This is a genomic window from Angelakisella massiliensis (assembly GCF_900104675.1).
Lineage (GTDB): Bacteria > Bacillota > Clostridia > Oscillospirales > Ruminococcaceae > Angelakisella > Angelakisella massiliensis.
Genome location: NZ_LT629944.1, coordinates 412,321 through 439,226, shown reverse-complemented (window position 1 = coordinate 439,226; position 26,906 = coordinate 412,321). Strand labels below are relative to the sequence as shown.

The 26,906-nt window shown below is 51.9% G+C and carries 21 protein-coding genes, 2 tRNA genes and 1 other annotated feature; of the genes, 7 read left to right on the top strand and 16 right to left on the bottom strand.

What is annotated here, in order from left to right:
- Positions 1-121 precede the first annotated feature (121 nt).
- The 3 genes from BQ5383_RS02565 to BQ5383_RS02555 all read left to right on the top strand — a co-directional run bounded on the left by BQ5383_RS02565 (position 122) and on the right by BQ5383_RS02555 (position 4,821).
- Entirely contained in the window at positions 122-1,438 is a 1,317-nt protein-coding gene (locus BQ5383_RS02565; protein WP_071429203.1) for a substrate-binding domain-containing protein, read from the top strand.
- A gap of 203 nt (positions 1,439-1,641) precedes the next feature.
- Entirely contained in the window at positions 1,642-3,150 is a 1,509-nt protein-coding gene (locus BQ5383_RS02560) for a sugar ABC transporter ATP-binding protein (protein WP_071429202.1), read from the top strand.
- Positions 3,151-3,165: 15 nt separating this feature from the next.
- Positions 3,166-4,821 carry a galactose/methyl galactoside ABC transporter permease MglC gene (locus BQ5383_RS02555; RefSeq protein ID WP_071429201.1) on the top strand — a complete coding sequence of 552 codons (1,656 nt, stop codon included), beginning with the start codon at positions 3,166-3,168 and terminating at the stop codon, positions 4,819-4,821.
- A gap of 260 nt (positions 4,822-5,081) precedes the next feature.
- On the opposite strand, the gene BQ5383_RS02550 is transcribed toward BQ5383_RS02555, so the two are convergent.
- The 5 genes from BQ5383_RS02550 to citF form a co-directional block, all read right to left on the bottom strand.
- On the bottom strand, positions 5,082-5,828 hold the full coding sequence (locus BQ5383_RS02550) for a metallophosphoesterase family protein (RefSeq protein WP_071429200.1): 747 nt from the start codon (positions 5,826-5,828) through the stop codon (positions 5,082-5,084).
- 182 nt (positions 5,829-6,010) lie between these two features.
- Positions 6,011-7,312 (bottom strand): 2-hydroxycarboxylate transporter family protein, encoded by a 1,302-nt coding sequence (locus tag BQ5383_RS02545; RefSeq protein WP_071429905.1) that lies wholly within the window; start codon positions 7,310-7,312, stop codon positions 6,011-6,013.
- A gap of 599 nt (positions 7,313-7,911) precedes the next feature.
- Positions 7,912-8,802 (bottom strand): aldolase/citrate lyase family protein, encoded by an 891-nt coding sequence (locus BQ5383_RS02540; RefSeq protein ID WP_071429199.1) that lies wholly within the window; start codon positions 8,800-8,802, stop codon positions 7,912-7,914.
- Entirely contained in the window at positions 8,799-9,098 is a 300-nt protein-coding gene (gene citD, locus BQ5383_RS02535) for a citrate lyase acyl carrier protein (RefSeq protein WP_071429903.1), read from the bottom strand. Before citD ends, BQ5383_RS02540 begins: the two co-directional genes overlap by 4 nt.
- Positions 9,099-9,118: 20 nt before the next feature.
- Complete coding sequence (citF, locus tag BQ5383_RS02530; protein WP_071429198.1) at positions 9,119-10,675, bottom strand: citrate lyase subunit alpha; 1,557 nt, start codon at positions 10,673-10,675, stop codon at positions 9,119-9,121.
- Between the two features lie 148 nt (positions 10,676-10,823).
- Between citF and BQ5383_RS02525 the strand changes: the two genes are divergently transcribed.
- Complete coding sequence (locus BQ5383_RS02525; RefSeq protein WP_071429197.1) at positions 10,824-11,753, top strand: LysR family transcriptional regulator; 930 nt, start codon at positions 10,824-10,826, stop codon at positions 11,751-11,753.
- A gap of 510 nt (positions 11,754-12,263) precedes the next feature.
- Here the strand turns inward: BQ5383_RS02525 and BQ5383_RS02520 are convergent.
- From BQ5383_RS02520 to BQ5383_RS02490, 6 genes are all read right to left on the bottom strand, one after another.
- Complete coding sequence (locus BQ5383_RS02520) at positions 12,264-13,292, bottom strand: zinc-dependent alcohol dehydrogenase family protein (protein WP_071429196.1); 1,029 nt, start codon at positions 13,290-13,292, stop codon at positions 12,264-12,266.
- A gap of 42 nt (positions 13,293-13,334) precedes the next feature.
- Entirely contained in the window at positions 13,335-14,012 is a 678-nt protein-coding gene (locus BQ5383_RS02515) for a PHP-associated domain-containing protein (RefSeq protein ID WP_071429195.1), read from the bottom strand.
- Positions 14,013-14,085: 73 nt separating this feature from the next.
- Entirely contained in the window at positions 14,086-14,922 is an 837-nt protein-coding gene (locus BQ5383_RS02510; RefSeq protein WP_071429194.1) for a carbohydrate ABC transporter permease, read from the bottom strand.
- Positions 14,919-15,794, bottom strand: coding sequence for a carbohydrate ABC transporter permease (locus BQ5383_RS02505; protein WP_071429193.1), 876 nt, complete (start codon positions 15,792-15,794; stop codon positions 14,919-14,921). The genes BQ5383_RS02510 and BQ5383_RS02505 overlap by 4 nt, the downstream gene beginning before the upstream one ends.
- An 81-nt stretch (positions 15,795-15,875) precedes the next feature.
- Complete coding sequence (locus BQ5383_RS02500) at positions 15,876-17,285, bottom strand: ABC transporter substrate-binding protein (protein ID WP_071429192.1); 1,410 nt, start codon at positions 17,283-17,285, stop codon at positions 15,876-15,878.
- Between the two features lie 236 nt (positions 17,286-17,521).
- Positions 17,522-18,307: a glycerophosphodiester phosphodiesterase gene (locus tag BQ5383_RS02490; RefSeq protein WP_071429190.1), complete on the bottom strand. Its 786-nt coding sequence runs from the start codon at positions 18,305-18,307 to the stop codon at positions 17,522-17,524.
- A gap of 337 nt (positions 18,308-18,644) precedes the next feature.
- Here BQ5383_RS02490 and BQ5383_RS02485 point away from each other — a divergent pair, with 337 nt between their 5' ends.
- A complete protein-coding gene (locus BQ5383_RS02485) occupies positions 18,645-19,508 on the top strand; it encodes a MurR/RpiR family transcriptional regulator (RefSeq protein WP_071429189.1) in 864 nt (287 codons plus the stop codon).
- A 341-nt stretch (positions 19,509-19,849) separates the two neighbouring features.
- Here the strand turns inward: BQ5383_RS02485 and BQ5383_RS02480 are convergent, their stop codons facing one another.
- From BQ5383_RS02480 to BQ5383_RS02470, 3 genes are all read right to left on the bottom strand, one after another.
- Entirely contained in the window at positions 19,850-20,065 is a 216-nt protein-coding gene (locus BQ5383_RS02480) for a hypothetical protein (protein WP_071429188.1), read from the bottom strand.
- Positions 20,066-20,315: 250 nt separating this feature from the next.
- Positions 20,316-20,402 (bottom strand) — tRNA-Leu (locus BQ5383_RS02475).
- 93 nt (positions 20,403-20,495) lie between these two features.
- A complete protein-coding gene (locus BQ5383_RS02470) occupies positions 20,496-21,551 on the bottom strand; it encodes a transglutaminase domain-containing protein (protein WP_071429187.1) in 1,056 nt (351 codons plus the stop codon).
- Between the two features lie 153 nt (positions 21,552-21,704).
- On the opposite strand from BQ5383_RS02470, the gene BQ5383_RS02465 reads away from it, so the two are divergent.
- Both BQ5383_RS02465 and rsmA read left to right on the top strand, forming a co-directional pair.
- Positions 21,705-21,781, top strand: a tRNA-Arg gene (locus BQ5383_RS02465).
- A 162-nt stretch (positions 21,782-21,943) separates the two neighbouring features.
- Positions 21,944-22,813: a 16S rRNA (adenine(1518)-N(6)/adenine(1519)-N(6))-dimethyltransferase RsmA gene (gene rsmA / locus BQ5383_RS02460; RefSeq protein WP_139193323.1), complete on the top strand. Its 870-nt coding sequence runs from the start codon at positions 21,944-21,946 to the stop codon at positions 22,811-22,813.
- Between the two features lie 385 nt (positions 22,814-23,198).
- Here the strand turns inward: rsmA and BQ5383_RS02455 are convergent, their stop codons facing one another.
- Together BQ5383_RS02455 and BQ5383_RS02450 are read right to left on the bottom strand one after the other, a co-directional pair.
- Positions 23,199-24,752, bottom strand: coding sequence for a sodium:solute symporter family protein (locus BQ5383_RS02455; protein ID WP_071429901.1), 1,554 nt, complete (start codon positions 24,750-24,752; stop codon positions 23,199-23,201).
- 115 nt (positions 24,753-24,867) lie between these two features.
- Positions 24,868-26,505: a class I adenylate-forming enzyme family protein gene (locus BQ5383_RS02450; RefSeq protein WP_071429185.1), complete on the bottom strand. Its 1,638-nt coding sequence runs from the start codon at positions 26,503-26,505 to the stop codon at positions 24,868-24,870.
- 57 nt (positions 26,506-26,562) lie between these two features.
- Positions 26,563-26,799: a binding site (T-box leader), on the bottom strand.
- Positions 26,800-26,906 lie beyond the last annotated feature (107 nt).

Genomic DNA, 26,906 nt, shown 5'->3' with positions numbered 1-26,906 from the left:
ACCCCTCCATCGGTGAATTTTCACCTTGTTTTTCCGTTGATTTTCCTCTAGCATTAATAGTGCCAGATGGGACCGGCAGAGATAAGGTCCCGTTCAAATTGCAGGCAAAAGGAGAATTATTATGAAGAAGGCACTTGCATTAGCTTTGGTAGCCATGATGGCTTTGAGCATGGCGGCTTGCTCCTCCGGGGAGTCCACCGCTTCCTCCTCTCAGGCGGCTCAGAGCGGTTCCGAAAGCGCTTCCGCCAGCACTTCCACCGCTGCTCCCGCTGAAGATGTTGCCAACAAGGACAAGCCCCTTGTCTGGTTCAACCGTCAGCCCTCCAACAGCTCCACCGGTGAGCTGGACATGAGCGCTCTGACCTTCAACGACAACACCTACTATGTGGGCTTCGACGCCAACCAGGGCGCTGAGCTCCAGGGCACCATGATCGTGGATTACATCAAGGCCCACGCTGATGAGATCGACAGAAATGGCGACGGCGTGATCGGTTATGTTCTGGCCATCGGCGATATCGGCCACAACGACTCCATCGCCCGTACCCGCGGCGTCCGCCGTGCTCTGGGCACTGCCGTTGAGGTTGACGGCGTCATCAACAGCGATCCCGTTGGTACCAACGCTGACGGCACCGCTACCGCTGTTAAGGACGGTTCTCTGGAAGTAAACGGCAAGACCTACATCGTCCGTGAGCTGGCTTCTCAGGAGATGAAGAACTCCGCCGGCGCCACTTGGGATGCCGCTACCGCTGGTAACGCCATCGGCACCTGGGCTTCCTCCTTCGGCGATCAGATCGATATCGTCGCCTCCAACAACGATGGTATGGGTATGTCCATGTTCAACGCCTGGTCCAAGGCCAACGGCGTTCCCACCTTCGGCTATGACGCCAACGCTGACGCTGTTGCTGCTATCGCAGAGGGCTACGGCGGCACCATCAGCCAGCACGCTGACGTTCAGGCTTACCTGACCCTCCGCGTACTGCGCAACGCTCTGGACGGCGTGGACATCGACACCGGTATCGGCACCGCTGACGAGGCCGGCAACGTGCTGAGCGATGAGGTTTACTACTACAACGCTGATCAGCGCTCCTACTACGCTCTGAACGTGGCTGTCACCGCTGACAACTATCAGGAGTTCACCGATTCCACCAAGGTTTATGCCCCTGTTTCCAACCAGCTGGATGCTGCTGCTCATCCCACCAAGAACGTTTGGCTGAACATCTACAACGCTGCTGATAACTTCCTCAGCGCTACCTATCAGCCCCTGCTGCAGAACTACGACGATCTGCTCAACCTGAAGGTCGAGTACATCGGCGGCGACGGCCAGACCGAGGCCAACATCACCAACCGTCTGAGCAACCCCGATCAGTTCGACGCTTTCGCCATCAACATGGTGAAGACCGACAACGCGGCTTCCTACACTGCTCTGCTCAGCCAGTGATTCAGCGTTACCGTGACGGTACGCTCCAATTGACTAACGAATAAGTGACAGTATGCTGTTGGGGAGAAGGAATTCTCCGTTCGGGAGAAGGAAATCCTCCGTACGGGAGAAGGAATTCTCCCCAACTGCACTTGTCAACGAAAATCCGGCAGGATCAGACTTTTTTGCTGAAACTGTGAATAAGCATAACGGGAGAAACTAGAATGGCAGATGCGAAAGATGAGATTGTCCTGTCAATACGCGGTATGAGCAAGTCCTTCGGCCGTAACCGGGTGCTTGATCATATTAACCTGGACTTAAAGCGCGGAACTGTCATGGGACTTATGGGTGAGAACGGCGCCGGTAAGTCAACGATGATGAAGTGTCTTTTCGGCACCTACCAGAAGGACGAGGGAAAGATCTTCTTAAACGGCAAGGAAATCAGCTTTTCCGGCCCTAAGGATGCCCTTGAAAACGGCATTGCCATGGTTCATCAGGAATTGAACCAGTGTCTGGAAAGAAACGTCATCGACAACCTGTTCCTGGGACGTTATCCGATCAACTCCATGGGCGTTGTTGACGAGGGAAGAATGAAGAAAAAGGCTTCCGAGCTGTTTCGTAAGCTTGGAATGACCGTCAATTTGACTCAGCCGATGCGGAACATGTCTGTTTCCCAGCGGCAGATGTGCGAAATCGCCAAGGCGATTTCCTATAACTCCAAGGTTATCGTTTTGGACGAGCCCACCTCCTCCCTGACGGTACAGGAGGTAGACAAGCTCTTTGAAATGATGAGAATGCTCAAAGAGCAGGGAATTTCTTTGATCTACATCTCTCACAAGATGGATGAGATCTTCGAGATTTGCGATGAGATCTCGGTGCTGCGGGACGGCAACCTGGTTATGACCAAGAAAGCCGAGGACACCAATATGAACGAGCTGATCACCGCCATGGTGGGCCGTTCTCTGGAGAGCCGTTTCCCGCCGGTGTACAATAAGCCCGGCGACACCATTTTGTCTGTCCAGCACCTTTCCACAAAGTATGCCCCCTATTTGCAGGACGTCACCTTCGATGTGAAGGAAGGAGAAATTTTCGGCCTGTACGGTCTGGTGGGCGCCGGCCGTACTGAGCTGCTGGAAACCATCTTCGGCGTCCGTACCAGAGCGGCGGGCCGGGTCTACTTCAAAAACAGGTTGATGAATTTCAGCAGCGCGAAGGAGGCCATTGATCATGGATTTGCCATGATCACCGAGGAACGTAAGGCAAACGGCCTGTTCCTCAAATGCGATTTGACCTTTAATACCACTATTGCCAACCTGGATCAGTACAAAACGGGCATGGCCCTTTCCACCCAAAAGATGGTAAAGGCTACCAATAAAGAGATTAAGACCATGCATACCAAGTGCATGGGCCCCGATGACATGATCTCCAGCCTCTCCGGCGGCAACCAGCAGAAGGTCATTTTTGGTAAATGGCTGGAGCGGGAACCCCAGATCTTCATGATGGACGAACCTACAAGAGGTATCGACGTTGGCGCCAAGTATGAGATCTATGAGCTGATCATCAACATGGCCAAGCAGGGAAAGACCATTATCGTTGTCTCTTCCGAAATGCCTGAGATCCTCGGTATCACCAACCGGATCGGTGTAATGTCCAACGGACATCTGTCCGGCATTGTCAATACCAAGGAGACCAATCAGGAAGAGCTTTTGAGATTGAGTGCAAAATACCTATAGTAGGAGAAAAAGCTTATGGTAGCAGAAAAGACAAAAATCCTCACGGCTGAGCAGGAAGCACAGCTTCGCCAGCCTATTGACGAGTATGTCGGCAATATCCAATCAAAGATCGATGCCCTGCGGGAAAACGGTACCGATAAGGTGGTAGAGCTCCAGAACAACCTGGACAACCTCAAGCGGGACCGCATCTATACCCAGGAGGAAAAGACCGCTCTGCGGGAAAAGATGAACAAGGAGCTGGAAGCCGCCAAAGCGGTGGAAGCCAAGAACAAGGACGAGGTTTCCAAGCTGATTGCTGATGCTGAGGGCTATATCAAGGCTCATTTCGACACCGAGTACTATCAGCCTGTGCTGGCCAGCTGCCAGGAGGAAAAGGTAGTCGCCCGGCAGAAATACCAGAGCGCTGTGGCGCAGCTGGAGAAAGAGCATCAGGCGACCATTGCCAAGCTGACCGATCAAAAGGAGATCAAAGACGAGAAATACGTCTACAAAAACCAGCTGTTTGACGCCAAGATGCAGCTGGCCAAGGATCTGCAGCAGATCAAGGATCGCCGTCACGCCGCTTTCGATTACAAGTATCACCTGATCGATATGCTGCGGATGTCCAAATTCACCTTCCCCGAGATGATGGCTCAGCGGTGGGAAAATTATCAATACACCTTCAACCGTCGGGACTTCTTCCTGAAAAACGGTCTGTACATCGCCATTATCGTCATCTTTATCGCCCTGTGCATCATCACCCCCATTGTCAAGAATGTACCCCTGCTGACAGTCAATAATATTCTCAACATCCTCCAGCAGGCTTCTCCCAGAATGTTCCTGGCTTTGGGTGTTGCGGGACTGATCCTGCTGGCCGGTACCGACCTGTCCATTGGACGTATGGTAGGTATGGGTATGACAGCCGCCACCATTGTGATGCACAATGGCCCCAACACCGGTTCTGTGTTCGGTCATGTGTTTGACTTCAGCACACTGCCTGTGATGGCCCGGGTCTTCCTGTCCCTGATCGTCTGCATCGTGCTGTGCACCATCTTTACCACCATTGCCGGTTTCTTTACCGCCAAGTTCAAGATGCACCCCTTCATCTCCACCATGGCCAACATGCTGGTAATCTTCGGTTTGGTCACTTATTCCACCAAGGGCGTTTCCTTCGGTGCCATTGATCCTTCCATTCCCGGCATGATCATCCCCAGAATCGGCAAATTCCCCACCATCATTCTGTGGGCCGTGGCCGCTGTGGTCATTGTATGGTTCATCTGGAACAAGACCACCTTTGGTAAGAATCTGTACGCTGTGGGCGGAAACGCCGAGGCTGCCGCGGTTTCCGGTATCTCCGTGTTCCGCGTTACTGTAGGCGCTTTCATTCTGGCAGGTATCCTGTACGGCTTCGGCTCCTGGCTGGAGTGCATCCGTATGGTGGGTTCCGGTTCCGCCGCTTATGGCCAGGGCTGGGAAATGGACGCCATCGCTGCCTGCGTCGTGGGCGGTATCTCCTTCACCGGTGGTATCGGTAAGATCTCCGGCGTTGTTGTGGGTGTCTTTATCTTCACCGCTCTTACATACTCCCTGACCACCCTGGGTATTGATACCAACCTCCAGTTCGTTTTCTCCGGTATCATCATCCTCGTTGCGGTTATGCTGGACTGCCTAAAGTACGTTCAGAAAAAGTAATATTTCTTTGCGAAATAAAAAACCACCGGTTCAGCCGGTGGTTTTTTGCTTTTATAGATCAGTGTTGTCTGAAAAAGGATTGCCGCGTCCCCATTCATGATACCGATGTAAAAGTTGGACAGAATAGGGGAAAGGTTTGCCATCAAGAGCCCTGGTACATGGTTGTATGAAAGAGCTATGAAGTGTCCTGCCCTGGAAAAAGGGGAAAACTGTGGCAGAGGCATCATTCCAAAAGATACCAGGCTATGGATTTCAAGAACCTACAGCACCCTGACGATCTGCTCCCAAAGGAGAACATAGCGTTTATCCAAAATCCGATTGTCATGGTAATGGCCGAAAAGCCAGTAACGAAACTGAGCTTTGGAGATGACTTCCTCTAAAAAGTCCGTCAGTTGGTCATGCTCATAGGAACGATCCCCCAGCTGGTCCAAAATGCTGTTGGGGGCGCAGTGGGTAATGATATAGTCCACCGACCAATTGATATGTTCCAGTGTCTCTCTGGCCTGCTGGTATTCCTGTGGTGAGGGCAGTTCCTCCTTCCACCAGGTGCGGTGATTGACCCGGAATCGGGCCCCCATCCCCCGATATAAAACATATTGCTCCTGAAAGTCCTGGGCGAAAGGGTTAAGGATGCCATCCTCAATGTCATGGCTCTTCCCGCCGCCCATGGTGAAAAAAAGACGTCCCTCCAGCTGGAATACCTGTCCACGGAGGAGATGGATCACGTGAGGACGGATACGCTGGATCTTTCCGCCGTTCCACTCTTCCACCGGATATTTTGCCAGCCGGTCAAAATTCTCATGGTTGCCGGAAACAAACAGGAGGGTGAAGGGCAGCTGCTCCAGCCGGTCCAGCTGGCGGCGTTCCCGTTTGCTGCCGTCCCAGACCCCGCCGAAATCGCCGCAGATGATGACAAAATCATCCTTGGTCATATTCTTTTGTTCCGGGAAGTATTCCTCCTGAAATCGTTCAAAATCCCCATGGGTATCTCCGGTGACGTAGATCATGGCCGTTCCCTCCAGTGGCTTCTTTTGGCCATTATACCATGAATCCGATGACTTTGGAGTGGAATTGGAACAGCGGGCAGACCTTTTGAGAAAAGCTCTTTCCAGGATATTTCTGATCAGCACAGGGCACGCCTTTTCTCCCGAAAGACGTGCCCTGTGTATATGGTATGAAAAAGGATGCGTTATTTGAGAAAAGCCCCAAGCAATGCGGAACCGATAATCAGCACGATGCCGCCGCCCAAGCGGGAAGAGAGCTGGGCGTAAGCCATCAGGGGCATCCTCTTGGAAGCCCCAAGCACCGCCAGATCGCCGGAACCGCCCCGGTTGGCCATACACAGGCCGGCAGTGATGGCGGGATCAATGGGATAGAACCCAACCAGATAGCCCACCACAGCGGCGCCCAGCACAGCGCCAACCACAATGGCCAGAGCGATGACCATATTGCCGGGAGTAATGGCGTTTACCAGCTCAATGATATTGGTATCCACACCCACTCCCACCATGATGATAAGGATCAGATTGCTGGAAAAGAAGGATTGCAGCTTTTTGGCGCCTGCCCGCACATTGTCCGGGATGATGCCCAAGCCCGCTGCCAAAGCGACAAAGATAATCATATAAGCGAACTGATGGATGGGGGTGCCGAAAACAGCAGGCAGAATGGTTTTGGCAAATAACATTCCCAAAGCGTAGAAGCCGATGGACAGGAAGAAAGCGCCCCCCAAGTCCTTCATGGTCACTTTGACGGCAGCGCCTTCACTGGCCAGTTCTCCGCCGGAACGGATCAAGTTGGTGCCGTCACCGGTCCAGCAAGGCTTTTTGGTTCCGATTTTGTGGAGAACCGCAGCGGTCAGAATGGCGAAAATATTGGCAATGGTCAGGATGGTAATGGCGAAGGAGTAATAATTTGCCGCGGGATCGCCGGTAACAGTCTCATAGATCTGGCTCAGGGGAACAGCTCCGGCGCCATTGCCGCCACCCATAATAGGCAGTACATATTTCAGCAGAATGTTTACAGGATTGACCCCAAATAGTAATCCGGCAGCGATGCCAAGAACACCAGCGCCCACAAGTCCTCCTAAAATGGTGGGGATGTAGCCGGCAAAGGACCTGAGCAGCAGCTTTCTGTCCAGAGAAAGGATGGAGCCGGTGATGAGGAAAATGATAAAAAAGGTCAGAAAATCGGCGTCATCCATCACCATACCGACTGCGTCCGCGTATTTTTGCGGGATGATGTTGTAGGTAAACAGAAAAGCGGAAACCAGAAAAGTCAGCACCAGACCGCCGCCAATATAGCTGTTCCAGAAAGGAATCCGCTCGCCGATTTCATTACAGATAAAACCAATAGAGAGCATCAGTACGAAGCTTCCCGCCAGGTCCGCGGAGAGAGCGCCGGTTGTCGCCGCGATGATTGCCACAGCGGTAACGATACAGGCCAGCCATAATGGTAATCCAAAGGTTTTTACTTCAAATTTCTGATCGAACATAAAAGATCCTCCCACATTCCTCTTCGGAAGCGCCTTGTTTATAAAAGAATGATCCGTATAAACGAAAACCATGATTTCATAAAGCGGATATTGGATGAAAATGAAACGCCAGTCCTGCCAGCGATATCTCCCATGGTGAAGGCCCATTCTATTTTTTTTAAAAGAGCTCATCTGCTGAGAATGCCCAGCCGCCCATAGAAGGGCAGCAGCCAACTCTTTTTTCAAAAGGAAGAAGAGGCGGCACAGCAAAGCAAAAGCGACAGAACCAGAGAAAATAAGAGCACAATGGAAAAAACGATCTCCAGGAGGTTATCGGAACAATGACAGGCAACCTCCTGTGATATGGTTGCTGCCAGGAAGCGAGCCTCCATAGAACCGGTCCTTTGGGATGTATCCCCCTGGGCCGATTTGTCCGGCGGACGTTTTGCACTTACCTAGTATTGCCGCAATCCACCCCAAAGATGCGGGCTGCTTTTTCTGCCGTATAAAAAAAGAGTTTGTGCCGCCGGTTCTCCCAAAAAGGGCTGCCCGGCGGCACAAACTTTTTGCTGTTAATCAGATTTCAAAACGCAATAGAATCCCCAAACAGTATGGGCTCTTTATCTCAGGCCGGCTGCTTTGGCCAAATCCAGGGTGCGCTTGGCTCCATCGTAAAAGGCGATATCGATCATTTTACCGTCTACAGTAAAGACGCCAATGCCCATGGCTTTTTTCTCGTCGATCTCCCGAACCACCTTCTCGGCAAAGATGATCTCCTTTTCCGTGGGGGTGAAGATCTCATGCACCACCCGGATCTGACGGGGATTGACCAGTGATTTACCATCAAAGCCCATGATTTTGATCATCTGGGTCTCCTTCCGGAAGCCCTCCATATCATCCAGGTTGGTAAATACAGTGTCCCAGCACTGCACGCCCGCTGCTCTGGCGGCCATGACAATCTGCTGCCGGGCGCCCATCAGTTCCACTCCGGTACCGGAAATAGATGTTTGCAGATCCTTGGTGTAATCTCCCCCTGAAAGAGCGATACCAATCAGCCGGGGAGAAGATTCACAAACCTCCAAAGCCCGGAGCACGCCGCGGCAGGATTCCAGAGCCGCCATCAGCAGGGTGCTGCCCTCAGGACGGCCGAATTCCTTTTCCGCCGCCAGTACGGCCTCTTCCACTGTGTGTACATCACGGGCGGATTCCGTCTTGGCGATACGGATTACATCCGCTCCCCCTGCCACACAGACCCGAATATCTTCCTTCCAATGAGGCGTATCCAAACCATTGATACGCACCACCCGCTCTACGCCCCGGTAATCAATTTCCTTCAAGGCGTGATAAAGGGAATATCTGGCAGAATCCTTTTGGTTTTCCGCCACAGCGTCCTCCAGGTCCAGCATGATGGAATCCGGCTTATAGATATAGGGATCTTTGATCAGGCTGGGTTTCTGGCAGTTGAGAAACATCATGGAGCGGCGCAGCCGCTTTTTGTTGGGATGCATCATTGAATCGCACCTCCCCACGGAAGATTGTCCACCTGGTCATTGGAACGATAGACGGCACATTCCACCCTGGCCTTGATGGTGCAGTCCAGAGCGCCCCGATCCACAATGGCGATTTTTCCGGAAGTGACCCCAAGGCGCTGGAGTGTCTCCAGGACCACCGCCTTGATCTGGGGCCCGAACTGATTGATTACGCTGCTTTGAATGGTAAGCTCAATGCCGTTTTCGCCGGGGTCCACAACAACCTGGGCATCGCTGGATTCCAGAGTTCCGGCAATGGCTGATTTTTTAATTTCCATTTTCATTCCCCCCTGGTACCTTATATGGTAACTTCTTTGATCTTGCGGATGACGTCCATGATCGTTCCGTCTCTGCTCTCAATGATCCCTACGATCTGGTCCTCAAATTCAATGGGACGGGGAGCGCCGGTGATTCTGTATGCCTCGTCCCTCAGCTCTTCAATGGTGCGGATGGGGAGACTGGAGTCCTTGTAGGCTTCCAGCAGATCGGCGCGGAGGGGATTGATGGCGATGCCGTATTCGGTCACCACGATGTCCACTGCCTCGCCAGGGGTGGTTACGGAGGTGCATCTGGTGCAGATGGTGGGAATTCTGCCCCGAACCAGTGGCGCTACGATAATGGAGCATTTGGAACCGGCAGCCGTATCAGGATGTCCGCCCGGGGCGCCCCGAACGATTCCATCGGAGCCCACCACTACATTGCAGTTAAAGTCCACATCCACTTCCAACGCGCCCAGGATTACAAAATCCAGTTTGTTGACAAAAGCGCCCTTGTTCATGGGGTTGGCGTACTGGGAGGTGGAAATTTCATAGTGATTGGGATTGTGCTTGATGGATTCGATAGAGCCCATATCAAAGGCCTGGGCATCCACGATGCACTTGACAAAGCCGTCATCCAGCAGATCACACATAGGCTTTGTGATGCCGCCGATGGCAAAGCTCATGGTGATTCCCTTTTCTTCCAGGATGGGGCGGAGCATCATGTTCACAGCCAGGGAAGCGCCTCCAGCGCCGGTCTGGAAGGAAAAGCCGTCCTTGAAATAAGGAGACTCAGCAATCAATTGAGTGCAGTACTCCGCCATCATCTGCTCTCGAACGTCCTTGGTCATCCGGATGACGTTGCTGACGATTTTGGCGGGATTGCCAATGGCGTCCACCACGCAGACATAATCCACATCCACCATGGAGATGCTGGCGGGCATATTGGGGAAGGGCACCAGACAGTCGGTGATCACCACCACTTTATCCGCGTACTGGGCATCCACCATGGAGTAGGAGAGAACACCGCAGTCGCTCTTTCCCCCCACTCCTCTGGCATTGCCGTACTCATCGCTGGTGGGAGCGCCGATAAAAGCGATATCAATATGAACGTCTCCCTCCTCAATGGCCCGGACACGGCCGCCATGGGAGCGGATGATAGCGGGTGTTTTCAGCTTGCCATAGGAAATAGCCTCTCCGATCCGTCCCCGAACGCCGGAGGACTGGATACCGGTGACAATTCCTTCCTCGATCATATCCGCTACCGGGTCATGAGCAGCCCCCAGGGAACTGGCGCAGATGGTGATATCCTGGATGCCCATGGCGGCAACCTCCTCCATCACCATGTTTACGATATAGTCCCCGTCCCGGAAATGATGATGGAACGACAGTGTCATGCCGTCCCGGATACCGCACTTTTCCAACGCTTCCCGAATGGAAGAAACCATCTTGGAACGCTTGGGGTCAACGGTAGCCCGCACCACAGGAGCTGCTTTTTTGTAAGAGCTGCTGTCCCTGTAGTTCATACCCTGATAGCCTTCTTTGCCGTACTTTTCCAGCAGTTCATCTGGAATTTCCCTGCCTGCGCGATTGATCATAAAACGCATTCCTCCTTTTTGTCGTTTCCGGTAAAGAAAAGTATGCAAATCTTATAAATCTATGGTATCATAAAGCAAAATATGTTCGCAATTACATAATTTCCTATGGGCAGATAGGCATTTTATTATAGAAAAAGGATGGGTGATTATGAACAGCAGACACGCGGAATATATTATGACCATCCTGAAGGAAGGCAGCTTTACAGCCGCGGCAAAAAAGCTGTACCTCAGTCAGCCTTCTCTCAGCCAGATCGTAAAATCAGCGGAGCACAGCCTGGGAATGCCCATTTTTGACCGTACCACCGTGCCGCTGACCCTGACTCCTGCGGGGGAGCTGTACATCAGGGCAGCCCAGCAAATCGCCCAGATCACCGAAAATCTGGACCGGGAGATCCAGGAGCTTCAGGAAAAAAAGCGGGGATGCATCCATATCGGCATCCCCATACAGCGGGCGGCTAAAATCGTTCCCTACTTGTACGGCGCTTTTTCCAGGGAATATCCTCAGGTGCAGCTGGATTTCCACGAGTGTGGTTCCGGAGACCTGGAAAAAAGCATTTTGGAAAATAATATTGACTTCGCTTTTCTGGCCACCACGCCCCAAAATCCCGCCCTGACCTATGAGCTGATCAAGGAGGAGCGGGTAGTGCTGCTGGCCAACAAAGAATGTGAGATCGCAAAGAGATTTGCCTTCGGCACCCCTGTTGACATCGAAGAAGCCCAAAACGAGGTTTTTGTCAGCTGCAAAAAGGGCCATGGAATCCGTGCCACACAGGACGCCATCTTTTTGTCCAAGGGGCTGGCCCCAAAAGTGGCCTTTGAGATCGATAATATTGAGGTGTGTAAAAACACCGTTGCTTACAGCAGGACGGTCATGCTGTGTCCCGATGACTACGCGGACCTCAACGGTGTGTATTTTTACAACGTATATCCGCTGAAAAATGTGGATATATACCGGAACTTTTTTGTCTGCTACAAAAAGGGCATCTACCTGACAGGATATATGAAGCGTTTTTTGGAGATCGTTCATCAGCTGCCCGCCCATCATGCTCTGGACGAAAAGCTTTTTGTGAATCTGTGATGGGAACGGGAAATCTCTCGACATCACAGGGGCTTTCCCACTGACAAAGGCTCAGTGTCTCTTTGACCAGCTGCGTTTTCCCGGTTTTGAAGGAGTATGTTGGGATATCCTTCCCTGCACAGGAGTAAAAGCATTACCCATGTCTGAGGAGAAAGTACGGGAAGGGGAGACGTGGGTATGAAGAAAAAATTTCAAAGGACCGTCAGCCAGGTTTCATACAAAAGCTGAGGTTCCGGCGCAAGATTCAGGGCTGAACAAACTTAAAGGGCACTCCCACTGGCATATGGGAGCGCCCTTTAAACTTGTATCCGCCTTCAAGCCTGAATCACAGCGGTCACAGGCTTGGGATTCAGTAATTTTGAGACAAAAGGATCATGCAGATATCCAGGCATCTTTGGTGAGCTGCGCCAGCTGTCTGAAAGCCAGGGCTCCAGGTAAAGCTTTCCCTCCTGGTACGGTTTCCTGCGCCGGCAGAGACAGAAAGACAGCTCCTTTCCTTTGAGCGGCGGCTCAGCAGTGGGGGATAACCAGCACTTTTACAGACTCGGCGCTTTGCTGCATCTCAATGGCTTTTTCCACTTCTTCCAGAGGGAAGCGGTGGGTGAACAGGGGCTTTACCTGGACCTTTCCGCTGTTAAGCAGTTCCACTGCCCGGGCGTGTGTATCAGGATTGACAAAGGAGCCTTTAATAACCAGTTCTTTTTTAAAGACCTCAAAAAGAGGCAGCTGGTAGGTGGCTTCCACAGAAGGGACACTGAACAGCAGCACAGTGGCGCCCTTTGCCGCAGTTTCAAAAGCTTGTTTGGTGGCGGCTGTTTTTCCTACGCACTCAATAACAACATCTGCACCCTGCAAACCGGTAAGACGCTGAATCTCCTCCGCCGGATTCTTTGAAATAGGATCAAAGCTGGCGTCCGCTCCCAGTTGTTCTCCCAACTGACGGCGAAAAGCCACCGGCTCGCTGAGAAGGACCTTTGATGCGCCCGACAGTTTTGCCAGCTGTACCATCAGCAAGCCGATGGCTCCGCCGCCAATGACCAGAACCGTGTCGCCGGCGCGGATGTTTGCCAGGTCGATGCCGTGGATGCAGCAGGCCAGAGGTTCTGCCATTGCTCCGGCTTCCAGATCAAGGTCTTTGTTCAGCAGAAAAGCCTGGGAGGCGGGAATCACGCTGTATTCAGCAAAGCCTCCGTCTCTGGTGACGCCGATAGCCTCCATGCTTTCGCACATCTGCTTTTTGCCGCCTCTGCAAAAACGGCACACACCACAGTAGATGTTGGGGTCAACGGTAATGTGATCCCCTTTTTTGAAACCGGTGACATTTTTGCCCGTTTCTTCCACCACACCGGAGTATTCGTGGCCCAGTACCACCGGAGGAACCACCTCGGCCGATCCTGGTTCTCCATGAAAGATGTGTATATCCGTACCGCATACACCGCAGGCGGCATTGCGTACCAACAGCTCATCAGGACCAGGTACCGGCATAGGCACCTGTTGAAGCTGAAACTTTTCTTCCCCCATAAAAAACATTTTTTTCATAAAAGGACCATTCCTTTCTTTATCACACTTTTCATCGGGTACTTACTGGGTTTGGAACAGCTGAAGGATGCTTCCGCTTTGCAGCATGGCGGCAAAGTCTGCGGAGGTTTCCGGCATTTGAGGCAGCAAAACGCCGCCCCTGCCCAGGTCCTCCCGTTCATGCAGGTCGGAACCGGACGTCATCTTCAAGCCGTACTTTTCGGCAAAAGCCCGGGCCAGGGAGTTGTGAGAATCATGTCGGGCGTTTCCATTATATACCTCTACTCCATCAAGAAGCAATGGATCGGCCAGGGTGAGCCCTTCTCTGCAGGGGTGAGCCTGGACAATGGTGACGCCGTCCGCCTTGGTCTTTTTCCGGAAATCGGACAGGTCCAGCCGGTATAGCGCCTCTTGCCGCTGTATGTAGGATTCATCAATGCCGAAAATCAGGTAGTCGTTGTTGCTTTCAGGAAACCGTATTTCCATTCCCAGCAGGACTTTGAGACCAACCCTTGCTCCCTCATCCCGGGCGGCACGGTATCCTTTCAGAAAGGCCTCCGCTTTTGTTTCCCAATCCACTTCTCCCAGAGAGTCAAAATATTCCTGGTGATAGTGATCGGTAATGATGATACCGTCATATCCGGCATTTTTGTACAGCCTGGCGACCTCCACAGCGGAAAGGACTCCACAGCGGCTGGTGTCACAGGTGTGGACATGAGTATCGAACTTGTATGTGTTCATATTTTCTCCTTGTGCAAGCAATCTTCCTTGATGATGGGGGGCCATTTGACCTTGCCCCATGTCGATTTTCGTCTCAGGCCTTCACGCCGCCGGCGGAAAGTCCGCTGATCAGGTATTTTCTGACAAAGAAGCTGAACACCATCACCGGCAAACTGATGATCACAGAGGTAGCGGCGATCTTTCCCCATTGCATCTGCTCAAAATTGATGTAGTTATTGACCGCGACAATGATTGTTCTGGCGTTGGAGCGGGTTACTGTCAGCGCGAAGAGATACTCGTTCCATGCCTGTATCCATGAGAAAATGGCGGTTGCTACCAGTGCTTGGGCGATCAGAGGAAGAACGACCAGAACAAATGCCTGTATCACCGTACATCCATCGATTTCCGCCGCTTCTTCCATCTCTCTGGGCACCTCGTCAAAAAAGCTTTTCTGCATCCAGACATTGAGCGGAAGAACAAAGGTGAGGTTCAAAAGAATCAGTCCCAGGTGAGTGTCGACCAGATTGAGCTTTACAAAGAGGCTGAAAATCGGCAGCAGCATGCTCATAGGGGGAATCAAACGGGCGGCCAGGATAAAAAACATGACACTGGAAACCCATCTGCATTTAAGACGGGACAGGGCATAAGCCGCTGGTGTACCTGCCGCCAGCCCCACCAGTACACAGGCGGAACTGACAATGACGCTGTTGATGAGGCTCTTTATCAGAGCGCCGTCCTGAAAAATTTCCACAAAGTTTTTCAATGTCGGTGTAAAAATCCATTTGGGCGGATATGCCATGGCATCCACATCAACTTTGAAAGCCATAGTGACGATGTAATAGATGGGAAACAGAAAGAAAATGATCAGCGCGACAGTGACGGCATAACAACCAATTTTGGAAAGATATCGTTTGAATAACGAGCGATTCAATTGGAAGCCCCCTTGTTAAAAATCTTCAGCAATACCACAGCCAAAAGGGTCGTCATCAGCAGCATAAACACACCCAGAGTGGAGGAGTAGCCGATATCTGTATAGGTGAAGGCCATGCGGTAGGCGTAGTAATTGATGGTGGTGGAAACATTTCCCGGGCCGCCGGCTGTCATCAGGCTGATATGAGCGAATCCCTTCAGGGAGTCGATAATCCGGAACAGGATGCAGATCATCAGGCTGCCCCGCAGCAGGGGAAGGGTGATATGCCGGAACAGCTGCCAGCCGTTGGCGCCGTCAATTTTCCCCGCCTCATACAGGTCGTCCGATATGGCGGACCGCCCTGCCAGCATCATCAAAATCACAAAGGGGGTGTTTTGCCAGAAATCCACCACGATCAGGCTGGCCAAAGTGGTTTTGGGGTCTGCCAGCCATGCGTGTTCAATGCCGAAAACTCCTAAAAAATAGTTGATCAGACCTGTGGAAGGATGATACATCAGCCGCCAAATCACCGCGGCCACAACGCCGGGCACCACCATAGGAGGCATGATAAGTGATTTGATCAGGCCGGAGCCCTTTTTGATGTGACTGAGGACCTCCACAAATAAAAGCCCCATGGGAATCTGTGTGATGAGCACGCCAAACACATATTTTCCCGTAACAATCAGCGAGTTGAGAAACTCCTTGTCTTTGATGACCTTGCTGTAATTTTTCCATCCAATAAACTCCATCCCGTTGGGATTGGACAGCTTGTAGTCATAAAAGCTGTAGACAAACAGGTTTATCAGGGGAATGATGATGATGACGCAAAGAATTACCAGGCATGGTACCAGCATGAGTATCAGCGTCCGCTTCTGCGCGATCTTACTTTGCATGGTTTCCTCCTTTTAAGCAGTCCGGCTTGCGCCACAGGGACGCAAGCCGGATAAATGTCATGATCACAAGCTGTGGGATGCTTATTGCTTTACATAGCCGTTTTCAATAAAAAACTGTGTCAGTTCTTCATTGAGGGCATCCATGTTTTCCTGGGCTGTACCGATTCCGGTGATTGTATCCTGGATGGCTCTGCCGATCCGGTCGCCGATGTAAGGCCATTCAGCATAAGAAACCAAGCGGTAGTCGGGACGCATCCGCTCCAGAGATTTATGGAAAGATTCCACCCAGTTGTGTCCGCCGAAGATTTCCAGATACTCGGGATCATCCATTACAGACTGATGAACAACAGCGCCGAAGGTCTTGCTGTCCAGGGCAACCCGTCTCTGAAGATCTTTGCCGGTGTACCACTGCATAAACTGCCAGGCAGCTTCCTTGTTTTTGCTGTCTTTGACCAGCATCAGAGCATGGGTGGCGGCAGCGGAGGCGCCTTGTCCGTTGGAACCCATGGGGGCGGGGGCGGCCATCCACACATCGGTGACCTTGGAAAGCTCAGGATCAGAGAAGTTGTTGTTGAAAACAGAGGCATCATAGAACATAGCCAGATTTCCTTGCTGGAAAGAGGTGATATGCTCAGCGTGGGTCATGTCGCTGCCGCCCACAGGACCATAATTATTGATCATATCAGCGAACTTCTGGGTAGCTGCCACGGCCTCAGGACTGTTGAGAACAGGATAGCCGTTTTCGTCCACATAGCTGCCGCCGTAAGCATAGAGGAAAGAAGGCCAGATGTAGCAGTTAAGACCTTCGCCCGCTCTTGCTCTCAAACCGATGGCGTCAACGTCCAGAGCCTTCAGCTTGATGCAAGCCTGCTCCACTTCGTCCCAGGTCTCAGGGACCTTGTCGATTCCAGCCTGCTCAAACAGGTCTTTCCGATAGAAAAGCATAGTTGTTTCGCCCACCGCCGGCAAGCCGCACAGATTGCCGTCCACGGTCAGCAGATCGGTATAGGCGGAGATATAGTCGTTGATGTCAAAATCCGGGTCGGTGATGGCGGGGTCCTCAGAAGCGATCCACTCTCCCAATGGCTCCACCCAGCCGGCTTCATAATATCTTGTGGCCTTGCTGGGGTCGATGAGCATGATGTCATAGGCGCCGGTATGGGCTCCCAGTTCCATTTCCTGCTTGGTAGCCAGAGAAACACGCTCCACATGCTCCATAACTACATCGATACCGGTGGCTTCCTCAAACTCGGGAATGTATGTATCGGCAATGTCGTAGTATTCATGGGTGTTAAGCAGAACGTGGATGGTGGTGCCTGCATAGGGCTTGTCCGCGTCCCCGGAGGCTTCGCCTGTGGCGGAAACGCTTCCGGAGGCGGGAGCGCTCCCGGAGGAGGAACTCTCCGTGCCGGAGGAACATCCCACAGAAAGCAGCAGCCCTGATACCATACTCAGCGCGGCCAAAATTGCAATCAGCTTTTTGGGTTTCATTTTCTTTCCAGCTCCTTTTCATCAACAAGTTTCTTTTCCATTTTCACTACCCTCAGTGGACAAAAGGCAATACGGTTTTCCAGGATCGGATTTCCCCCACAATTATATTTTTCCCTCAGTATCCAGAAAGAAGACGCTGCCTGCCAGGAATGAGGCCATGCAGACCGCTGTTTTGTTCCGCCCTGTAGATCACCCATTGTTTTATGAGGGTAAAAATCCCTTTTTACAGCTGCCCTTTAAATGATATCCTTGAGCAGATTGAAGCGGTTGGTCAGAATGGAGTCAATTCCTTCTTCCAGAAATTTTTTGGCTTCCTCAGGGTCATCCGACCAGAACATATTGCAGGTAATGCCATGGCGGTGGGCCTTTTCGATCATTTCCTGATTGTAATAGGGCTTTAAAAACTGGAGCTTTTTGCAGCCGTACTTGATGGCCGCGTCCACAATCGTATAGTCGAAACAGCCGCACAGACTGCAACGCTGGATGCTTTCATCCACCTGGATTGCCAGCTGCAAAATATCGCTGTCTCCGGCAATATAACACCAGTCCTCGCAATCATATTTCCGGATCAGAGAGACAACCTGCTCCATATGCCGCTTTTGGAAGGAATGGCCTCCTTGCGCCGCGGCATTGGCGTTGTCGCTGGCGCCTTTGATGTGAATGTTGAAGATTACGCGGCGTCCAAACAAACGGAGGATATCTTCAAAGGTGCTGAACCGTAAACCGGTCCAAATTTCATCCTTCCAGCTGCCGGCATCTAAATCTTTGATTTCATCCCATCTCAAAGAAGAGATTTCTCCGCTGCCGTTGGATGTGCGGTCCACTGAGCTGTCATGGCAAACCACCAGCTGATCATCTTTGGTGGCCCACAGATCGAACTCGATCTCGTCAGCTCCCAAAGCAATGGCCGCCGCAAAGGAAGCAACCGTATTTTCCGGCATTGCCCAGCTGAGCCCCCGGTGGGCGATGAGACGGGGATATTTTCGCTCCCTGTTATTTCCTGTCCGACATAATCCGTCCATATCGTCATCTCCTTCAGAATTTCGACCCTTGATCTGATTTGAACAGTATTTGCTTGGATAATTTTCTAATTTTGTTCCCTGTGACTGGATATTAGCATATAAAAATTCTGATGTCAATAATAAAAAGAAATAAATTAGAAATTTTTCTTTTCTTTAAATAAGCTTTAAATCCTTGATATAATCTCATATTTTAAAAATAAACTTAAATTTTACACGGAATTTTCGAGAAATAAAAAATGAAAATATTATTTCTAGAAATATTTCTATATTGAAATGCGAGCTGGTTTCTGATATAATAAAGCCATCCGGTAAAATCAAGACAGCAGGAGGGAGACTTGTGGAACAAAAGCCGTCCATGTTACTGATGATTCGGCAGCGGTACCAAAATCTTACCTATGGGGAAAAGCGTGTTGCAGACTATATCCTGACCCACAGTGATTCTATCTCCAAAATGCATATACAGGACCTGGCTATTGCCGCCGGGGTGGCCAACTCTGCCGTTGTGCGCTTCTGTAAAGCCATCGGTTTGAGTGGATATGCGGAACTCAAATATAAGTTTTTGGAAGAAACCTCCAAGAAAGAGGAGCCCCTTTTGCTCCCTGCTATCAAGAGAGGAGATAAGGCAAAAGATATTTTCAATAAAACTTTTACCAGCAATATCAATTCTCTTTATGAGACCATCCGCCAAATTGATATGGAACAGGTGGACAAGGCGGTCAGCCTCCTCCATAAAGCACGGCATATTCTGCTGCTGGGAACGGGCAGCTCGGAATCTGTTGTGACCAATGCCGCCTATCATTTTTATCAGTTCGGTTATCAGGTCGCCACTGCCGTCAGCGGCGTTATGATGCGTACGATGGCCCTGAACCTGGGACCGGAGGATGTAGCCATTGGAATTTCTTATTCAGGCCATACCCATGATACGGTAGAATCGCTGTATGTTGCCCATCACAGTGGGGCCGCCACCATCGCGGTAACAAGTTATACCGATTCTCCTCTTTGTGAATCGGCGGATATTATTCTCTATGCGCCTCCGGGAGACATTCCTTATATGACAGATGATGCTGTGGTTGCTTCCCGCACTTCCCACAACTGTATTTTGGATTCCCTCGTCATCACCCTGGCCTGCCAGGATTATGATGAGTCCATCTCCAAAATTTACGCCAGAAATACCATCATTTTCCCCAGCATCCGGGACTGACAGAAAAGCGGCGCGGTCAGGGAAAGGGTGTGTTTTATCTCCCGTTCAGGAGGGAGATGGGCAGGAGCTGGATGAAAGCCTTCAAAGCTCAGCTGCTGGGAGAGAAAGCACAACAATCATACTGGAAAAAACAGGGGACCATTTGATTCCCCATCTTGGTCGGCATTTAAACTGATCAGGCCGTGGGCACAGTTTTGGACAAAAAGAAAAGGCCTGGAGCGTGATTTGGCTCCAGGCCTTGGCTTATTATGGCGGACATTTTAGAACACGTTGGACGCGGGCAGCAGTTTTGGATAAAAAGAAAGGTCCTGGAGCGCGACTTGGCTCCAGGACCTGACCGGTTATTCAGGCTTTTCCAAAATCACAAAGGATACAAGGGTTTCTTTGTGGAGATAGTTTTCCAGTTTAGGATCAACAGGAACGGTTTGGGTATTCATTTGTGAAATGACCCAGCCTTCCTCCAACAGCTTGTTGATGCGGACCAGATATCGATTGTCATTAATATCCCTTTGTTCCGTGAAATCACGGCTATTGCTGATGTAAACTACCTTTTGCATGATCTTTCCCCCTGTCATCATATTTGCAATGGGCTTTGAAGGAGAAAACGATTTTTGCCTGCCCGGACGCGGGCTGACTTCTTTGGATATCAGGAAGGACTGGAACGCGACTTGGCTCCGGCCCTAGCCGGTGGCTCCAGGCCCTTGCCTGGTGGCGATGGCGAACACTTTAGATCGCTTGAACGCAGGCCGCAATTTTTAGATAAAAGAAAGGACCTGGAGTGCGACTTGGCTCCAGGCCCTTGCCTGGTGGTGCCGCTAACCGGGGTCGAACCGGTACGGAATTTCTTCCGAGGGATTTTAAGTCCCTTGTGTCTGCCAATTCCACCATAGCGGCATAGGATTCCATATGAATTTGTAAAATCCATTGTCACTAAGTTTACAATACCAGAGGAAAAAAGTCAAGATTGAGCTGCTCCCGGAGCGTCCATCAGCAGCCTGTGACCTGATGCTCACAAGAGGAGCCTTCACCATCCTGCTCACCCTCGTTTGCCTCTTCAGTAATAAGGGTTTGCTGGGGTACGGTCTGAGGAAAGCGCAGACAAAGCACAGCCTGGGGCCAGTTCAGGGACAGCTGAACATGGCGGCCTTTTTGCCGGGCAGCCTGCTCCAGCTGCTCCATGAGCCGAACCAATACCTCCCTGGTAAGAAAGCCCCCTCTCCAATGTACCGCCAGAGGAAGTCCTTTGCGAATTGCCTGGGCAGCACGTTTGCAGACCTCTTCCTCTTTGGTGAAGGACAGCTTCCGGCTTCGGTAATAGCTTTGGGCACTGTCGGCACAGGCGGGAACAGGGAAGAGAACCGGCTGATGATCCCGGAATATCCACCGGTCATCCAGATTGAAATAGTCATACCGCAAGAGATCTTCTCCTGTAAGGGTACCGTCAAAGGTGGCGTCCAGATGATAATATTGTCCTTTCAGGCGGATGATGTTCCAGGCATGGCGATATTTGATCCCTTTGTCCGGGGCGGCTTCGGAGATGGCGATGATACACCAAAGCCCCAAAGCGTCACAGAGAATTTTGACAGTTTTTGCAATCCCTTCACATACCCCTACTCCCTGGCCCAAAGGACCGATAATTTCGTGAGAATATGCTTTTTTCAGTTTGTCATAGCGAACATTGCGGCAGATGAAGTCGTGGATATATTGCTCCTTTTCAACCTCACTCATATTTTTGGCCCCGTCAGCCAGCCGTCGGACCCGGGTGGAGAGCGCCTTTTGATGCTCCCGGACTTTGCTGCGGTCAAAAAGATAATCCGGCAGCATGGTGACGCAGGAGGCGTCGGGATGAATGCGGCAGGAAAAGCCGGTGACATAGAAAATCTCCGGGTGATCCAGACGAAGCCGAAATAAAATGCTGTTGAGTGCCGTCAGTTCCGCTTTGGGTACGGCAAAGGAGAGGGAAAGGGAGGAAATGCCATCCAGCATTGCGCGGTAAATGGCCTGTTCAGCTTTGGCAAGGTGAGAATAATAGTAATACTCCATAACCGTCTCCTTATTTTGGGTACAAATTTTCCAGATCAGTATACTACTTTTTCCTTTTTACAGCCAGCAGAAAGTTTTTGGAATATTTTTTTGCAAAATGTGTTGACGAACCGAGAAAAGTGTGCTAATATAATTAAGCTGTCTTTTGGATATGCGTGCGTAGCTCAGCTGGATAGAGTGACTGACTACGAATCAGTAGGTCGGGGGTTCGAGTCCCTCCGCGCGCACCACGTCGGAGCAAAGTTCGCTTTGCTCCGATATTTTTTTATCTTCCGTAAATCGGGTCCGGACAGCCTGATACCCATATATCCCACCCTTTCCTTATTGGGTTTTGAGGCGGTGGTGGGCAGCCGTGGAAAGCCATTGTTTCAATGAGAGGGGAGGAAACACCTTTGGAACCGTTAACCAACAGATCCGTGATCAAAGAGATCATGGAACGTAACGGCTTTACTTTTTCCAAAGCGTTAGGACAGAATTTTATTGTGAATCCCTCCGTTTGTCCCCGAATCGCAGAGCAGGGGGGAGCAAGCCCGGAGCGTGGAGTGATCGAAATCGGCGCAGGTGTGGGCGTGCTGACGGCGGAGCTGGCACGGCGGGCAAAAAAGGTGGTCTGTATTGAGATCGACAGCCGGCTGCTGCCGATTTTGGATGAAACGCTGGCCGAGTTTGACAACATTAAAATCATCAATGAAGATGTGCTGAAAGTGAATCTCCCTCAGCTGATCCAGCAGGAATTTTCCGGCATGGAAGTAGTGGTTTGCGCCAATCTCCCTTATTATATTACCTCGCCTATTTTAATGGCTTTGTTGGAGCAGCGGCTGCCTATTCGCTCCATCACCGTCATGGTACAGAAAGAAGCCGCCCAGCGAATCTGCGCCAAGCCCGGTTCCAGGCAGGCGGGGGCCATCACCGCGGCGGTCCATTATTACAGTACCCCTCAAATGCTCTTTCCAGTATCCAGGGGATCGTTTCTCCCGGCGCCGGATGTGGATTCCGCCGTGATTCGTTTGGATGTCAACCAAAAGCCCCCGGTGGAAGTGCGGGATGAAAAACTGTTTTTTACAGTGGTACGGGGAGCTTTCGGACAAAGGCGAAAAACGATTTTGAATACCCTGTCCTCAGCTTTGGCCATGGAGAAGGAAAAAGTGCGGGAACTGCTGGAAAAAGCCGGAGTGCGGGAAAATGCCCGGGCGGAAGAGCTGACATTGGAAGATTTTGCGGCCCTTGCAAACTGTCTGTGGGATTTTCGTGAGCAGCGGTAAATAAAGGAGAATACCAAAAAGAGCCCCTGGAATATGGCCTGAATGAATGGCGATATTCCAGGGGCTTTTTGATGAGGAAAAATAAAAGAAAATTACCGGATTGCCGAAAAATCTGTTTTGAGGAACAACCATACAAACTGATCAAAATCAGGACAGGGCTTTGATTTTGATACCCCGAATACAGGGGATGAAGGGAACCATTGCCCCCATGGATGGGAGCAAACAACGTCCGCCTACCGTCCCAGACAATAATATAACAGACACTCTGGGATGATGACACCACGACCAGTGCCCAAGCCCCCACTCAGCGGGAAAGCCAAGGCAGATCCAAAGGGTACTGAGCCCCGTGGAAGCGTGCCGGACTTTTTGGGGACGCTGAAAGGAATCACTTTTTCCGTTCCGGGCGGCCGATGGAGTCCCGCATGGTGACGGTGATGGTCTGATCGTAGCAGGAAAAGATTTTTTCCACCTGGCGGCTGTCCGGGGGAGAAGTAAAGAGGCTGACCAAAGGCACCAGCACCAAACCGGCCAGCATACAAAAGGCTCCGCAATTGATGGGGGAACGCAGAAGGGGAGGAAACAGTTCTCCCACCAGAATGTTGGCCAGCATGACCGTTGTGGAGAAGAAAAAGCTGGCGGCACAGGCGGATCTTGTAGTCCGCTTCCAATACAGCCCATAGAGGAAGGGGGCCAGAAAAGCGCCGGCCAAAGCGCCCCAGGAGATGCCCATCAGCTGAGCGATGAAGGTGACGCTGGAACGGTATTGAATGATGGCCAGCACCACTGAAATGGCAATAAAGACCACCACCAGAGCCCGCATCCAGCGAAGCTTTTGTTTTTCTCCCATGTGTTTAATGAGGTTGCCCTGAATGAAGTCCAGCGTTAAAGTGGAACTGGAGGTAAGCACCAGAGAGGAGAGGGTGGACATGGAGGCGGAAAGCACCAGAATGACCACTACAGCAATGAGAAAAGTGGGCAGGCCCGAGAGCATGGTGGGAATAATGGCGTCATAGCCCTGGGAGGCCACATCCACTTTATCGCTGTAAAGCCGGCCAAAGCCGCCAAGGAAATAGCAGCCTCCGGCCACGATGGCGGCAAAGGCGGTGGAAATCACCGTCCCCTTGCTGATGGAGGCCTCGTTTTTAATGGCATAGAACTTCTGCACCATCTGAGGCAGACCCCAGGTGCCCAGGCTGGTCAGGAGCACGACACCCAGAAGATTGAGAGGGTCCGGCCCGAAAAAGGAGGCGAACACACCGGGCGTATTGGAAACCGTGGGGTCTGAGACCCGGGCCAGACTGTCCAAAGCGGTTAGAAAGCCTCCCTGGCTTTGAAGTACGGCGCCAATGACAGCACAGATTCCCACCAGCATGATGATGCCTTGGATGAAGTCGTTGATGGCGGTAGCCATATATCCTCCCGCAATGACGTAAACGCCGGTAAGGATGGCCATTACAGCCACGCAAAGCTCATAATCCACATCAAAAGCCATGGCGAACAGGCGGCTGAGGCCGTTGTAGAGGCTGGCGGTGTAGGGGATGAGGAACAGAAAAATGATCACCGACGCGGCCAACTTCAGGCGGCGGCTTTCAAAGCGACGCCCGAAGAACTCCGGCATGGTGGCGCTGTCCAGATGCTGGGTCATTACTCTGGTGCGGCGTCCCAGCACCACCCACGCCAGCAAGGAGCCCAGAAAAGCGTTGCCCAGTCCGGCCCAGGTGGCGGCGATGCCATAGCGCCAGCCGAATTGCCCGGCGTAGCCCACAAAAACCACAGCGGAAAAATAACTGGTACCATAAGCAAAGGCGGTAAGCCACGGTCCCACAGACCGGCCGCCCAGCACAAATCCTGCCACATCCGATGCATGACGGCGGCAATAGAGGCCGATGCCTACCATCACGGCGAAAAATAAGATCAGCAGGGAAAGCTTGATTGCCATATCGGACATAAAGAAGACTCCTCTCTGGAATGGACTTGAAAACCAGTGAAGAAAGGGGAGTTTTCCCTATGGTCCGCAGCATCAGCTCTCTGGGAAAACACGGTTCAACACTGGATCAATTGGTTGTTTGAGCCTCCACCAAACGGCCATGGTAATACTTTTTGCGCAAAGCGGGCTTTTCGATCTTGCCGGTGGGATTGCGGGGAATACGATCAAAGATGATTTTGCGGGGACGTTTATACCGGGGCAGCTCCTGGCAGAAGGCTTCAATTTCCTCCTGGGTGCAGCTCATGCCTTCCTTGACTTCAATAATAGCGGCGGCAATCTCGCCCAGTCTGGGATCAGGCAGACCAATGACCGCCACATCCTTGATCTTGTCATATCTGCGCAGAAAGTCCTCGATCTGGACAGGATACAGGTTTTCACCGCCGGAGATGACCACATCTTTCTTCCGGTCCACCAGGTAGATAAAGCCATCCTCATCCACCTGGGCCATATCCCCGGTGAACAGCCAGCCGTCCCGAAGCACTTCAGCGGTAGCCTCCGGATTTTTGTAGTAGCACAGCATTACGCCGGGGCCTTTGACCGCTAGTTCCCCAACCTCGCCCTGGGAAACCTCCCGGCCCAGTTCATCCACCACCTTGGCCTGCCACTGATAACCGGGTTTGCCGATGGCGCCCACCTTGTGGATGTTCTCCACTCCCAGATGGACGCAGCCGGGGCCGATGGATTCGCTCAGACCATAGTTGGTATCATAGGCGTGGTGCGGGAAAATCTTCTGCCACCGGTGGATCAGGCTGGGGGGGACCGGCTGAGCGCCGATATGCATCAGCCGCCACTGATCCAGCAGATAATGATCCAGATTGACGGAACCGTTGTCAATGGCGTCCAGGATATCCTGAGCCCATGGCACCAGCAGCCAGACGATGGTACATTTCTCCTCGGTGACCGCCCGAAGGATCCATTGAGGGGAGACGCCCCGCAGAAGTACCGCCTTGCCGCCGGAAATCAGAGAGCCGAACCAATGCATCTTGGCGCCGGTGTGATAAAGGGGAGGGATGCACAAAAATACATCCTCATGGGTTTGGCCGTGGTGATGCTGCTCTGTCAGGCAGGCGGAATAAAGGGCCCTGTGATTATGGAGGATGGCCTTGGGAAATCCGGTGGTGCCGGAGGAGAAGTAAATGGCCGCCAGGTCCTCCTGCTCCAGGCAGACGGGAGGCGCCTCCAAAGAGCAGTAGCGCACCAGCTCCTGATAGCTTTCCGCGAAGGCGGGAACCTGTTTGCCTACATAGAAGCGGATACGGACTTGGTCCAGGGCGGGGAGAATGGGCTCCAGCCGGTCCACAAACTCAGGACCGAACACAAGGGCTTCCACATCCGCCAGACCCAGGCAATACTGGATCTCCTCGGAAGAATAACGGAAGTTGAGCGGTACTGCCAGACATCCCGCCTTGAGAATGCCGAAATAGATGGGCAGCCATTCCAGACAGTTCATCAGCAGAATTCCTACCTTGGTGCCCTTTTTCAGCCCCCGGCTCAGCAGCAGATTGGCGAAACGGTTGGCTTTTTTATCAAACTGGCTCCAGGTCATTTCCCGGCGATAGGGGGCGTCGGGACGGGTACGCTCAATGAGGCTGAACTCCCGCCAGGTCACCGCCTTGTCCCGCTCGTGAGAGGGGTTGATTTCCACCAAAGCCGTTTCATCCCGATACAGCCGGGCATTGCGCTCCAAAAAGTCTGTAATGACCATCATCCTGTCTCCTTTGCTTCACTAGATAATAAAAAACGTCCTCTGCAATTTGATCTTGCAGAGGACGAGAATTTCCCGTGGTACCACCTCAGTTTACCGCCCAAAGGACGGCCTCAACGGGTCCCAACAGACCCTGGCGCTGTATCGGGCGCACCCGTCACTGCTTACTGATTGCTGTTCGGCAGGCCGCTCAGGAGGGTATTTGGGCCGTTGAGTCTCCGCTGTCTTTCACCAGCCGACAGCTCTCTGCAGGAAGGTTCTCAGGGCTTAATTGGTCTCCATCACCGCGTTAAACGCTATTTGTTGGCAATACTGTACCACTTTTACTCGATGAAGTCAAGAGGAATTTCAAAAAAACAGCTCCAGGTCAGTTTTGGAACCTGCCGGGGCGCCCTCTCCCA